12 protein-coding genes are annotated in these 13,699 nt (G+C 50.4%); 10 read left to right on the forward strand and 2 right to left on the reverse strand.

All coding sequences use genetic code 11. From position 1 onward, the window contains the following. Positions 1 to 322: 322 nt before the first annotated feature. The 6 genes from ychF (at position 323) to Q7V48_14075 (ending at position 7,718) form a co-directional block, all read left to right on the forward strand. The gene (gene ychF, locus Q7V48_14050; protein ID MDO9211849.1) at positions 323 to 1,414 is read left to right on the forward strand and encodes a redox-regulated ATPase YchF; all 1,092 of its coding nucleotides are present in this window, start codon (positions 323 to 325) and stop codon (positions 1,412 to 1,414) included. Then, positions 1,407 to 2,309 (forward strand): DMT family transporter, encoded by a 903-nt coding sequence (locus tag Q7V48_14055; protein MDO9211850.1) that lies wholly within the window; start codon positions 1,407 to 1,409, stop codon positions 2,307 to 2,309. The genes ychF and Q7V48_14055 overlap by 8 nt, the downstream gene beginning before the upstream one ends. Beyond that, complete coding sequence (locus tag Q7V48_14060) at positions 2,306 to 2,986, forward strand: septal ring lytic transglycosylase RlpA family protein (GenBank protein MDO9211851.1); 681 nt, start codon at positions 2,306 to 2,308, stop codon at positions 2,984 to 2,986. The genes Q7V48_14055 and Q7V48_14060 overlap by 4 nt, the downstream gene beginning before the upstream one ends. A gap of 164 nt (positions 2,987 to 3,150) precedes the next feature. Next, on the forward strand, positions 3,151 to 4,659 hold the full coding sequence (locus Q7V48_14065) for a pitrilysin family protein (protein ID MDO9211852.1): 1,509 nt from the start codon (positions 3,151 to 3,153) through the stop codon (positions 4,657 to 4,659). Between the two features lie 20 nt (positions 4,660 to 4,679). Further along, positions 4,680 to 6,125: a pitrilysin family protein gene (locus tag Q7V48_14070; GenBank protein ID MDO9211853.1), complete on the forward strand. Its 1,446-nt coding sequence runs from the start codon at positions 4,680 to 4,682 to the stop codon at positions 6,123 to 6,125. A gap of 9 nt (positions 6,126 to 6,134) precedes the next feature. Then, positions 6,135 to 7,718, forward strand: coding sequence for a radical SAM protein (locus tag Q7V48_14075; protein MDO9211854.1), 1,584 nt, complete (start codon positions 6,135 to 6,137; stop codon positions 7,716 to 7,718). A gap of 43 nt (positions 7,719 to 7,761) precedes the next feature. Here Q7V48_14075 and Q7V48_14080 read toward each other — a convergent pair whose 3' ends face one another. Beyond that, positions 7,762 to 8,184, reverse strand: a complete 423-nt coding sequence (locus Q7V48_14080) for a polymer-forming cytoskeletal protein (protein ID MDO9211855.1) — start codon at positions 8,182 to 8,184, stop codon at positions 7,762 to 7,764. Between the two features lie 34 nt (positions 8,185 to 8,218). Next, entirely contained in the window at positions 8,219 to 8,851 is a 633-nt protein-coding gene (locus tag Q7V48_14085; protein MDO9211856.1) for a hypothetical protein, read from the reverse strand. Positions 8,852 to 9,233: 382 nt separating this feature from the next. Here Q7V48_14085 and Q7V48_14090 point away from each other — a divergent pair, with 382 nt between their 5' ends. The 4 genes from Q7V48_14090 to Q7V48_14105 all read left to right on the forward strand — a co-directional run. After that, positions 9,234 to 10,580 carry a pitrilysin family protein gene (locus tag Q7V48_14090; GenBank protein MDO9211857.1) on the forward strand — a complete coding sequence of 449 codons (1,347 nt, stop codon included), beginning with the start codon at positions 9,234 to 9,236 and terminating at the stop codon, positions 10,578 to 10,580. Positions 10,581 to 10,826: 246 nt separating this feature from the next. After that, a complete protein-coding gene (locus tag Q7V48_14095; protein ID MDO9211858.1) occupies positions 10,827 to 11,945 on the forward strand; it encodes a SpoIID/LytB domain-containing protein in 1,119 nt (372 codons plus the stop codon). After that, positions 11,942 to 13,048 (forward strand): tRNA preQ1(34) S-adenosylmethionine ribosyltransferase-isomerase QueA, encoded by a 1,107-nt coding sequence (gene queA / locus Q7V48_14100; GenBank protein ID MDO9211859.1) that lies wholly within the window; start codon positions 11,942 to 11,944, stop codon positions 13,046 to 13,048. The genes Q7V48_14095 and queA overlap by 4 nt, the downstream gene beginning before the upstream one ends. A gap of 109 nt (positions 13,049 to 13,157) precedes the next feature. Further along, positions 13,158 to 13,699: tRNA guanosine(34) transglycosylase Tgt (locus Q7V48_14105; protein MDO9211860.1), on the forward strand; the 542-nt coding region annotated here is incomplete at its 3' end.

Raw genomic sequence — 13,699 nt, forward strand, 5'->3', positions numbered from 1 at the left:
AAAGCCGTCACTCCTGCGAAAGCAGTCCGCCTCAGGCGGACAGAACTGCTTGAATTAACTGGATTCCCGCTTTCGCGGGAATGACGAAAATGGGGCAAAAAGGACTTTTTACGAAGCCATTAAGTATGGTGTCTCCAGAATACCTCAACCATTGGAATTAAAAATTGAGGCAGAGGCTTACAACCTTCTTTCAGCCCGGGATTGAACTTTCTCTCCGTTTTTATAAAATTCAGCAATTTTAAAAAAGGGCTGGCTTGCTTCTCCCAGTCCTTTCCAGTATAATGCCCGCCAATAGGAATGATATCAGCAAAAGGGGCTGGCTTTGGGTTTTACCTGCGGGATCATTGGGCTGCCAAACGCCGGAAAGTCAACCATCTTTAACGCTCTCAGCGCGGCCAGGGCGGAAGTGGCCAATTATCCATTCTGCACCATCAATCCCAATCAGGGTATCGTGCCGGTTCCCGATGATCGTCTGCAAAAGTTGGCTCAGCTTCTCCATCCCGAGAAAGTAACCCCCACCATACTGGAATTTTGGGACATCGCCGGCTTGGTCAAAGGAGCCAGCCAGGGAGAAGGACTGGGTAACCGATTCCTGGGCCATATTCGCAACGTTGATGCCGTGGCGCATGTGGTCCGCTGCTTCGAAGCTGAAAATGTTGTGCACGTTTACGCTTCGGTAGACCCCCGCCGGGACATGGAGATCGTCCAGACGGAACTCATCCTGGCCGATCTGCAAACCGTGGAGAAGCACCTTACCAAAGCAACCCACCAGGCGAAAGTTGGGGATAAAAAATCCTCATCGGAAATTCCCTTCCTTAAGGAGGTTCACGAACGCCTTGGCACGGGCTTCCCGATTAAAGGTTTGACGCTTGCGGAGGAGGGACAGAAAATTCTGCAATCTTTGGAATTGCTCACAGCCAAGCCCCAGCTTTATGTTGCTAACGTCAGTGAAAAAGAGCTAAAGGAGCGCCGTTGGGTTTCTCAGGTGGAAGCATTGGCTGTCTTGGAGAAAGCTCCTGTGGTCGTGATCTGCGGCGACCTGGAGGCGGAAATGGCCGAGCTTGCCGCTGAAGAACGGGCCGAATTTCTGCAAGAGATGGGCTTGGTTGAATCGGCCTTGAACCAGTTAATCCGGGTTGGCTACGAACTTTTGAATCTAATCACTTTCTACACTACCGTGGGTCCGGAACTCAGGGCCTGGACCGTTCCGGTCGGAACCCGGGTGCCGCAAGCTGCCGGGAAAATTCACTCCGACATGGAGCGGGGATTCATCCGCGCCGAGGTTATCTCCTGCCAAGAATTTGTTGACACGGGATCCATGGCGGCAGCCCGGGAAAAAGGATTGATCCGGGTCGAAGGTAAAGATTACATCGTTCAGGATGGCGACATCCTGCATATTCGATTCCATGCCTGAGAAAAACACCTTCCTCCATGATTCCTCCCACGCCAAGGCTGTATTACCCATCGGCCTGATAGCCATTTCGTTCGCTTCCATTCTCATCAAAATATGCGACGCCCCTCCTTTAATCATCGCCGCCTACCGCCTGGGCTTGGCCACGCTGGTCCTTCTTCTCTTTACTTTTCCCCGGACACTCAGGGAACTTCGACAGCTGGGGCGGCAGGAGATTTTTGCGTCGGTCCTGGCCGGGGTCTTCCTTTGTTTCCATTTTGCCCTCTGGATCACCTCCCTGAAATATACCTCGGTGGCCAGCTCGGTGATCTTTGTCACCACCAATCCCATTTTTGTCGCCTTGGCTTCCACCTTCTTCTTACGCGAGAAGATCTCTTTGACTCTCCTTCTCTCCATCCTTTTAGCTGTTCTGGGAGGCATGATCATTGCCTGGGGGGATTGGAATAAAGGCAAGGGGAATCTCTACGGGGATTTCCTCGCCCTTTTAGGAGCCATCATGGCCACAGGTTATCTCCTGGTGGGAAGGCGGGTACGCCAGAAAATGGGCCTCAGCGCTTACATCACGCTCGTTTACGGAGTGGCCGCGATCCTTTTAATCTTCCTCGCCCTGACCAGCGGGGAATCCTTCTTCCAGTATTCTCCCAAGACTTACCTTCTCTTTTTTCTCCTGGCTCTCGTTCCCCAACTCATCGGTCACACCAGTCTGAACTGGGCCTTAAAATTTTTTTCCGCCACCATGGTCGCTGTTTTCATCTTGGGGGAACCGATCGGAGCCACCCTCCTGGCCTATATCTTACTGGAAGAACCCTTGACCCATAAACTTTTTTTCGGAGGAACCCTGGTCCTTCTGGGCATCTATTTTTCGGCCCGGGAAGAAAGGAAATTAGGAAAACTATGATAGGGCTGGAAAAAATTCACTTTCGTTTCCGGACATTGGTCTTCTCTTTGATGATCCTCATGACTGCCTGCGCCCCTTCAAAAAAGGAATTACCTTACGAACCATTAGATCGAGAAAAAATTTGGCGCTACCGGGAAGAAGGATTGGCCTCCTGGTATGGCGAGGAATACCACGGGCGTAAAACTGCCAACGGGGAAGTCTACGACATGTACGCCATGACCGCGGCTCACCGCACCTTACCTTTCAACACCTTCGTCCGGGTAACCAATATGGAAAACGGGAAAAGGGCTGAATTGCGTATCAACGACCGGGGTCCATTTATTCCTGATCGAATCATCGATCTCTCCCAAAGCGGAGCCCGGGCCATTGGCATCGTGGGGACAGGAACGGCGAGGGTCTCGGTCAATGTCATAGGTTTTGCAAGCGGAAGAATACCATCTTGGGAAGGGATTTTCGCAATCCAGGTGGGCGCTTTTGTGGAAAAAGAAAATGCCCTGCGCTTGCGGGACGAATTGCAGAAAAAGTATTCGAACGTTCATATCGTCCTCTGGGAAAGTAATGTAAAACGCTTTTACCGCGTTCGCCTGGGTTCCTTCCGCTCTGAGGCAGAGGCTCGGCGTTACTCTGAAACCTTGCGGAAAGATAATCTCGCCGGGTTCGTTGTGCGCGAGGATTGAAAGAGAACGCGCTGCGGTGTTGCGATGCTGCCGTGGTGCGGTGCTGTCGTGCTGCTGCAGTACTTCCGTACCGCAGCACTGCAGCACTCTTTTTCAACTCTTCCTCTGGACGAATCATTATGTTATATTAGCTGCGGACTTTTTAAAACTCTGGAGGTTTAGGGATGAGGTTCAGGCTTAGAGTTGCTGGACTATGTATCCTAGCGCAGCTTTTGATCTTTCTTCTGTTAGACCAGGCGTATTCCATCTCCCTGGAAGGCCGGGTCAAGGAATACACCCTGGGTAACGGGATGAAAGTTCTTCTGCTCGAACGGCATCAATCCCCTACTCTATCTTTGTATATCCGCTTTCGGGTGGGTGCGGTCGATGAAAATTTGGGGATCACGGGAACCGCTCATCTCCTCGAGCACATGCTCTTCAAAGGCACTAAAACTCTGGGGACCAAAAACTACGCCGAGGAAGAAAAAACATTAATCCGCATCGACTCCGTGGCTATGGCCCTGGAGGCCGAAAAGGCCAAAGGAGAAAAGGCTGATAAAGATTTCCTCCGGTATCTGGAAAAGAGTCTCCAGGAGCTTACCGAGGAGCATCGAAAATGGGTAGTAAAGGATGAGATCGAACTCCTCTATTCCCAGAATGGAGGAGTGGGATTCAACGCTATGACCAGTGCGGACACCACGACGTATGTGGTCAATCTGCCCTCCAACCGCTTGGAACTCTGGGCGCGCATTGAATCCGACCGTATTCTCAACCCGGTTTTACGAGAGTTCTATTCCGAACGGAATGTGGTTATGGAGGAGCGACGCCGTTCCTACGACTCCCAGCCTGAGCGCAAGCTTCTGGAACATTTTCTGGCCACTGCCTTTCTGGCTCACCCTTATGGCCGGCCCGTGATCGGGTGGCCATCTGACATCCAGCATCTGGATAAGCCAACCACGGAAAAATTTTTTCGCACCTTTTACTCGCCGGCCAACACCGTCCTGACCATCGTTGGGGACCTCGACCCCGAGGCCACCCTATCCGTGATTAAAAAATATTTTGAGCGGATTCCCCCCCAGGTCCTTCTCCCACCCCTTCGTACCCAAGAACCCGAACAACTTGGAGAACGGTGCATCCAGGTGGTTGCCGATGCCAACCCGCAGATGATCATCGGATTTCATAAACCGAATCCGCCTCACGGGGATGACGTCGTGGGTGAGATCATTGAGGGTTTATTGAGTTACGGGCGGACTTCCCGCTTTTACCAGCGTTTGGTCGAGGAAGAAAAGATTGCGGTTGAAGTTTCCGCTTCCAATGGTTTCCCGGGGGAACGCTATCCCAACCTTTTCGTGATCTTCGCCACGCCTCGTCACCCCCATACGGCTGAGGAACTGGAGAAAGCCATTTTCCGGGAGCTCGATCGCCTGAAGAATGAGCCGGTTGCGGAACTGGAGCTCAAAAAAGTCCAGAACCAGATTCAGACTGATTTTCTCCGTAAACTCAACTCCAACTCCAAGCTGGCTTACTGGCTTTCCTACGGACAAAGTCTTTGGGGGAACTGGCGATACTTCACTGAAAGGTTGAAGTCGTACGAAAAGGTCTCCGCAGAAGACATCCGCCGGGTGGCCCAAAAATATTTCACCTCGCGCAATCGTACGGTGGGGACTCTGGTCAAATCTGCCGCATCTCCCTGAATTCAAGGAGAAATATGGGTATGAACCAACGAGTTTTAAATTTTTTTTCTTGCTTTTTGTCCCTTTTCTTTTTTATTCACTTCCTTCCGGGCCTAGCCCATGCCCAAGATCAAGAGCTTCTCAAGCATCCCCGGAATATGTTTTTCCCTCCTCTTACTTTCGTTCTGCCCAAGGCCGAACGCACCGTCCTATCAAATGGGATGGTTCTTTACCTTTTCCAGGACCCGGAAATACCTTTGATTAAAGTTACGGCCTTGATCCGTACGGGCTCCATCTACGACCCGGCCCCTAAAAGTGGCTTAGCCCAGCTGACCGCAACTCTGCTGCGCACCGGGGGAACCGTTGACCAAACCCCCCAGGCCATCAATGAAGCGTTGGAATTCATGGCCGCGGAACTGGAATTTCCCATGGGGAGGGAGTCGGGAGCGGCTTCCCTCTCAGTCCAGAAAAAAGATTTCCCTCGCGCCCTGCCCCTATTGGCCAATTTATTTACCAAGCCGGGCTTCGATCCTATCCAGCTCGACCTGGCCAAAAAGCAGGAAATTGAATCCATCCGCCGATCCAACGACAACCCCGAAGAGATTGCCTACCGGGAATTCCGCCGCTTCCTTTATGAGGGGAATCCCCGGGGGCAAATTCCGACCATAGAATCCATAGAAAGCATCCAGCGGGAAGACCTGGTGGGTTTTCACCGCCAATTTTACAAACCCAACAACATCATCCTGGGGATCTCCGGAGACTTCGCCAAGGCAGAGATGATCACTTCTTTGGAAAAAGCTTTCGGCGGATGGGGGCGTTCCTTGATCGAATTTCCCTTTGTTTCCACCCCAGCCCCCCACGATAAAAAATTGATCTACTATGCCCCCAAGGACCTCCCCCAATCCACCATCCTTATGGGGCACCTCTCCATTCCTCTGAACCACCCGGATTATATCCCCTTCAAAGTTTTAAATTTTATCCTGGGAGGCGGGGGATTCAATTCCCGCCTGACCCGGGAGATTCGCTCCAATCAAGGGCTGGCGTATAACGTGGGAAGTTTTTACCAGGGACGTATCGGGTATGGCGTCTTCGGAGCTTTTTGCCAGACGAAATCCTCTTCCACCCACAAGGTCATCTCTCTTATCTACGAGATCACTGCGGGCCTGAAGAAGGAGGTACCCACCTTCGAAGAGATGGACTGGGCCAAAAAAACCCTGATCAACCAGTTTATTTTTTCCTTTACTTCTTCTGCCAGTATTGTCAGCCAGGAAATGCAGCTTGAATACGATGGACTGCCAGAAGATTACCTGGAGAAATATCAGGAACGCGTGGGGGCGGTAACTTTCGAAGACTTGGAACGGGTGGCCGGAAAACATCTCCATCCCGAAAAATCGCTTCTGTTGGTGGTGGGCAAAGAAGAAAATTTTGATCAGCCCCTTTCCTCTTTGGGGCCCGTCAACCGGATTGAATTAAAAAAATACCAATAAGGATTCCCCATGAAAGTTCTCCTTGTGCAACCTCCTTACCCTTTCTCCGAATTTCCCAAGCCCTCCTGGGCGCTGATGTCCTTGGGGGCCGTACTCCAGCAGCAGGGGGTGGAGGTGGAAGTTCTCGACTTGCTTGCTACCCGTTATTCCCCTCGAAAAATAGAAGAACGCCTGTCCCGATTTCAACCCGACCTCATCGGGGCAACGTGCGTGACCATGAACTTTCCCTCGGCCGTGAAAATTCTCCAATACTGTAAAACATGCGCTCCGCGAGCCACCATCATCATGGGTGGCCCCCATGTAACCTTTACCGCCGCCGAAACCCTCCGTGATTTTCCCGAGGTGGACATTATCGTTCGCGGCGAAGGAGAGGAAACGCTGAAAGAACTTGTTGGGGCTCTCGACGAGGGGAGAAGCTTACAAGAGGTCAAGGGTTTAAGTTTCCGTCGCAACGGAACGATCCTGCACACGGAAGACCGTCCTTTTATCCAGGATCTTAACCTCCTTCCCCTCCCCGACCGCACCCTTTTCCCTTTAGCGCGCTATTTGGCCATGCGGGTTCCCGCCAGTGTGCTTACCAGCCGCGGTTGTCCTACGGGTTGTTCTTTCTGCGTGGGTTATCGCATGACCGGCCGGAAGGGGCGTTTCCGGGATCCACTACGGGTCGTCGATGAGATTGAATCCGCCCGCCTCCTGGGGTTTGAAGAAATATGCATCGACGATGACCTCTTTACCCGGAATCGCCGGCACGTCTTCCGCATCTGCGAGGAAATTGGCCGTCGGGGTTTAAAAAACAAACTGTATATCTTCGCCCGGGTGGATACGGTCGATGCCGTCCTGCTGAAGAAGTTAAAAGATGCCGGATGCGCCATGATCTGCTTTGGGCTGGAAAGCGGAAACCAAAAAATCCTGGATCAAGCCAACAAGCGGACCACCCTGGAGAAGGCCAGGCAAGCTATCCAGCTTTGTAAGGATGTGGGAATTTCCCCCCTCGGCTCGTTCATCCTCGGGCTCCCGGGAGAAACCCGGGAAAGCATGGAGGATACCATCTCCTTCGCCCAGAGCTTGGGGATCCCCTACGGGTTCCATCTTTTTTCTCCCTTTCCGGGAACGAGGATACGAGAAAAGGCTCCGGAATACGGGATTAAAATCCTTACTGACGACTGGTCATTGTATGACGCCGACCACGCCGTCACCGAAACCGAAGCTCTCAGCGCGGCCGAAGTAGCCAATTTTGCCAAGTCCTTTTTTCACAACCTGGGAACAGAGATCGAGAATCTGAAGAAAGAGACTCTATCCGGGACTTATACCGGACCTTACCGGGAAGAGATGGAAAAACGTCTGGAAGTAGATTTTGCCTGGAAACTCCTGTCCGGAGACCTTCTGGAAGAACAGGGGAAAATCCCCCATCCCGGGCAATTGGCGTCTAAGGAGAGAGAAGACCCCCTCCTGGTTTTGGCCAGGCGGATCTCTCCGGCAACTTCTTTTCCCTTGCAGTTCGTTGCCAGCAAGCTCCGCAAGTTTGCGGAAAGGGGGTTCATTATCTGCGACGAAACTCCGGAATCCCACCATTGGCAATGGAAGGAAAGCTAAGAGAGAAATAACTTGCGCCAAAGTAGATCGGGAAGATTGCAGGTTAAGATTCGGGCTGTCCCAAGAGAGGCGAACCTTCCCATTTTTCGCTTTTTCCCTCCAATATCCCTCCCTCTTCGATAACCAATTGAGGGGCTTGAACCCTCCCCAATAGTTTTCCCGTAGGGGTGATATGGGCGCGTTCAGAGGCGATCACAGTTCCTTCAATCCGGCCGCAAAGAATCAGGGTGCTCACTTTCATCTCCCCCTGAAATAGACCCTCCCGGCCAATGATCAAGATCCCTCGGCCGAAGATTCCTCCATCCAGCCGGCCGTCTAATCGCACCACTCCATCACCAAAATGCAGGGTGCCCACAACCGATAATCCTTCGCCAATGAGACTGATTCCTTGCTCTTCCTTGGTGAAGATGCTTCCTAAAAACTTTTCCTTGGGTCTCCTGTTCGGCGAGGTCCATCGCCCACCCATTGAAATCCTCCCTCTTGCTCGTGGCCTTAAAATCTCATTTTTCTGGGATGGCAGTGGATTTTTCCAGAATTATCTTCCCTTCTGGCGAATAAACGAAAAGAGTCAAAGTCTTAAAGGCTTCACCGGAGGAACCATCGAAAAAAGCTTCGATGAATTTTTGCTTTTCTATCTCGAACTTTTTTCCTTTTTCTGGCTGTTGGGGAATGCCTTTGTTCAGGTGCATCTCCGGAATGACCCGATAGATCGGAATCCGCAGTCGGTCATTTTGGGCGACCAAAACCAGGGTTCCCGAGACAGGATGATTCTGGGGATTTTGATTGATCAACTGAAAGCTGACGGAAAATCCTCCTCTTTTGGCTCGCCGGCTAATTTTCAGTCCTGCTATGGCCATGAAGGGAAGAGTTGTCTTGGGGGAAGCTTTTGCCATTACGGCTTTCTGCAAGTTTTTTTCCAGCGCAGCGATTCGGTGGGTAAGCTGTTGCATCCTACTCATTAGATCACTCCGCTCCTGAAGGAAAGTAAAATATTCATGGGCAAAGAAAGCCAAGCTCCCGGCAAAGAAGATTCCCCCGAGTCCGAGAATAATCAAAGGACGTTTCTCCACCCGCAGGGTTCGTACCCTTCCCCATGAACGTATTATGATCAAAAGCCAATAACTGGATTTCATCTATTCTTTTTCTCCCCCTCCCAAAAGCGCCCAGGCCAACCTTCATGAAAATTAATGAATTTATTGGAAAATGTCAAGGCGATTCTATTCCTTGCTATTTTTTGCCCGGGGCTACGTCTAATAAAGCAATAACCCCTTGAAGTCGCAAATTTATGCGTTTAACCAATTTTTGGTAAATCCGAATTTCGAAGTACGATTTATACGTCATGAAAATTCTTCTATTCGGCAAATTTAGATTCTACTTTGAGGTTAACGTGTTATTTACCGATGGACTGTTTGTTCAATGTATGCAAAAATTCAAAGATAAGGAAATCATTAAAAATATATTTAGGCGTAACTTTTTTATTTACGGTCGAAAATTTCTCTTAGCAGGAAAACAAACTTGTCTAATATACGGTTTTTGAGCCGGAGAGGTTATCTTCATCTCTTTCTTTTTTTCTTATTCTGCAGCCTACCGGCAACCTCCTGGGGCAATCCGCTGGAGGAAACCCTGAGCAATGGCCTGAATGTCTTAATTCTGAAAAACCCGGGTACTTCTTCGGTTGCGGTGGACCTCTGGGTTAAGATAGGTTCGCGCTATGAATCCCCTAAAACCAATGGGATCTCCCATTTTGTAGAGCATCTCCTCTTCAAGGGAACTTCAAAACGAACCGCCAAGGATATCTCCCGGGAAATTGCCGCGGTGGGGGGCATACTGAACGGATATACCCATTGGGAATATACCCAGTTGCACATTTCCCTGCTCCCTCTTCACCTGGGCTTGGCCTTGGAAATTCTGGCCGACATCGGTCAAAATTCTTTAATGGCTGAAGAGATGGTCGAAAAAGAAAGGAACGTAATTCTGGAAGAAATATCCCTGGCCAATATCTACCCTCCCAGCTATATCCTGAACTTGGTTTCCAGCACCCTTTTCCCGGAGAACCCCTTGGGAATGCCTATTGCCGGAACCAAAGAAACAGTGGGAGCTATTCGCCGGCAAGACCTTCTTCAGTTTTACCGTAACCATTATGTCCCCAATAATATTTTCCTCACCATTGTAGGCAACGTAGATCCGCAAACGGGTCTGGGACTGATCCGGGAAAAATTTGCCTCATGGCCTAAGGGGAATCAACTTCCTCCTTCCCCCTTTCCCCCCTATCGCCAGGAAAAACTCATAGAAGTCCGGGAGAGAAAATTTCTTGATCAAGCCATCGTGGTCCTTGCTCTCCAGGCTATGGCCCTGGGGGACATTGACCGTCCTGCTTTCGAAATTATCAACGCCACCTTGGGATCGGGAGGTAATTCCCGCCTTTACCAGGAAATCCGCGAGAAAAGAGGTTTGTCTTATTTGGTGGGTTCTCTTTACCATCCCCTCTCTGATACAGGGCTTTGGGCCACCTATGCGGGTACCGACCCCAAGAATATAGAACAAATACAATCCATCTTTTCCCAACAAATAAAAAAAATTCAGCAAGAACCCCTGTCTCCAAGTGAACTCGCGGAAATTAAAAATTATATCCGGGGCCGGACACTCATCCGTAATGAAAATAACAGTACTTTGGCCGAGTTCGTTGGCCAAGGCCTTTTGGCTGGGTCCTGGTCCTTGCCGGAGGAATTCATATCTAAAATACAGAAGGTGAGGGCCGAAGATGTAACGCGGGTGGCTCGCACGTACCTGAGAGAAGACCAGCGCAATGTAATCATCCTAAAACCCTATCCGGGATTAAGGCTACTGCGGGGACTCTTCTGAAGGCGGAATGCAGATTGCAGATTATGGAATGGGGAATACGAAATAAGACCAAAAATGATAAAAATTACTTTATCGCAAGGAGAAATTTAAAAAAAGTGAAAAATATATAGGGAGAAAAGTTGACTTTCCTTGCCAACTTTAATAATATAGCTCATTTAATTTCTTGATCTCCTTCTGTTAGAGGGTTTAGATTAAAACTTTGTTTTGAAAAAGATTCCGACTGCCGTTCGATTTTTTTATATTTTTTTGGGCGCTTTCATTAGTTGGGAGATTTTTTGGGCCTCGGCGGTTGAAGCCAGGACCAAAGAAATCATCCGCGTGCTCATTCTCCGCGACGTCAGTCACTTTAATGTGACAGGCCAGGAGCTGGCCCTTCGAGACCTGCCAACAGGTCAATCGTTCTTTAAAAATAAAAAAGTTTCCTCTTTGACGGTGGAGCGCGATGTGGGTCCTCGCCTTCGAGTAAGGGGTCATTCGATCTCTGCTCGGGCTTTGGTGTTGACCTCTGCCCGCAGCCCCCTGACCATCAACGGTCGCCGTTATCGGGGCAAAATCCGGGTTTTTCCTGGTCCTAACCGGGATCTTTGGGTCATTAATGAACTGCCGCTGGAAGAATACCTCGTGGGCCTGATCAACTGTGAGATCTCATCCCAGTGGTCTCTGGACGCTCTGAAAGCCCAAGCTGTTACAGCCAGGACTTTTGCCACCTTCCAAAAAGGAAACCGCTCCGAAGGGCTGTATGATGTGGATTCCAGTGTGACTGATCAGGTTTATGCCGGAATTGGGTTAGAAGACCCTCGATCCCGGCGGGCGGTCAAGGAAACCGAAGGGAAATTACTTCTGTACCAGGGTAAACCGATTTTCGCCGTCTACCATGCCTGTTGCGGAGGAAAAACAGAATCCCCCGAATATTTATGGACCGGGAATTTCCCTTACCTCAAAAGCGTGGTTTGCACTTATTGCTTTGATTCCCCCCACTTTCTCTGGAATTACCAGGTGGATTCGGAAAGCCTGGCAAAGGTTTTAGGAAGTATGGGATTTCCAAGTCAAAGGGTGGGAGAAATTCAAGTCGGCGAGCGCAGCGAAAGCAGGCGGGCCTTACGGCTGCTCATCAAGGGGGAGAAAGGCCAATGGGAGATTCCGGGCAAGGAGTTTCGTCGCCTTCTGGGGTATGACCAGTTACGATCTACCAACTTTTGGCTGAAAGAGAGCGACGGAGTTTTTCTCTTCTCCGGTCTGGGATGGGGACATGGCGTTGGCCTATGCCAATGGGGAGCCAAAGGCATGGCTGACGCCGGTATAGATTATCGTTCTATTTTGAAGTATTATTACCAAAACGTGGAGATTGGCCAATTCCCTCGATGAAACTACAGGACTTTGATTATCATCTCCCGCGAAACTTGATCGCCCAGCACCCTACTCCCCAAAGGGATCATTCTCGGTTGATGGTTGTGGATCGTAAAACAAGGGCGCGGGAGCACCGGTTTTTTTCTGATCTTCCTCGGTACCTACAGCCCGGGGATGTTTTAGTCCTAAACGAAACCAAAGTCTTACCCGCTCGCCTGATCGGGAAAAAACAGAGCGGGGGAAAAATTGAAATTCTCCTGGTCCGAAAAAGGGAATGGCAGGAAGGCAAGATCAACTCCAACGAGGAGGCTGGCCAAGATACCGATAAGAAAAAAAAAGATGGGTCCAGCGAATGGGAATGCTTGGTCAAGAATTCCGGCAAGCTGCGAGAAAATACTCTTATTTCCTTTGACCAGGAACTCCAGGGAGTGCTTCTTAAGAGAACTTCTTCTGGTCTCTGGAGCTTAGGATTAAAAGGCGAAGGGCAGTCAGCAGAAAAATTGAGGGATATCGGCTTTCCACCCCTTCCTCCATACATCCATCGGAACGGGGACTGGAGGGTGCGAGCCCAGGATCTGGAGCGTTACCAGACTGTTTATGCCCGAATGGAAGGATCGATCGCAGCACCTACGGCCGGCATGCATTTCACCGAAGCGCTTCTGGATGAAATCAAAGGTAAGGGAATCTCTGTTTGTCCCCTAACGCTCCATGTAGGGCTCGGGACTTTCCTCCCGGTCAAACAGGAGGAGTTTGAGAAGCATCACCTGGAGCCAGAATTTTTTGAGGTCTCCTCGGAAACAGCCGGGGTAATCAACCAAGCCCGGGCTTTGGGCCAAAGAGTCATTGCGGTTGGTACCACGGTTACCCGCGCTTTGGAATCATGCTTCGATGAACAAGGAGTTATTCAGCCCAAGCGGGGTGTAACCGATTTGTTTATCCTTCCGGGCTTCTCCTTTCGGGCGGTGGACGTACTCATTACTAACTTCCACCTGCCGCGTTCAACTTTATTAATGCTGGTTTCGGCTTTTGCCGGAAAAGAATTTATCTTGGCGGCTTATGACGAAGCCATCCGGGAAAAATACCGGTTTTACAGCTATGGCGATGCTATGTTAATAATTTAAAAGGTCTAAAGTGATTAAAAAACCGTGAGAGTGTTAGTCGTGAGGGAGTAAAAGATTTTTGCGCTCTTACTGACACTGACCCTCACACTGACACTTTTTATATTATATTATGCACTTTGAAGTATTGAAAAAAGATAATAACTCCCGGGCGCGTCTGGGACGATGCCACACGGCTCATGGTGTTTTTCACACCCCGGCTTTTATCCCTGTGGGTACCCAGGCAACCGTAAAAGCTATGACCCCTGAGGAGCTCCGGGACCTGGGAGCGGAAATCATCCTTTCCAACACTTACCACCTCTATCTGCGGCCCGGGCATGAACGCATCCGCCGGCTGGGCGGTTTGCACCGCTTCATGCACTGGGAACACCCCCTGCTTACGGACAGCGGGGGATTTCAGGTTTTCAGCCTCAATTCGCTGGTGAAAGTTTCCGAGGAAGGGGTCGAATTTAAGTCCCATCTGGACGGTTCACGGCATTTTATCACCCCGGAGAAAGCGGTCGCTATCCAGGAAGCCTTGGGAGCGGATATCATCATGTGTCTGGATGAGTGCACCCCCTACCCAGCTTCCCATGAGGAGGCGGAATGTTCCCTGCAGCGAACTCTAAAGTGGTCGCGAAGATGCCGGGAGTCTCACCAGGCCTCCCATCAAGC

The sequence above is a fragment of the Deltaproteobacteria bacterium genome (assembly GCA_030654105.1).
GTDB lineage: Bacteria > Desulfobacterota > SM23-61 > SM23-61 > SM23-61 > JAHJQK01.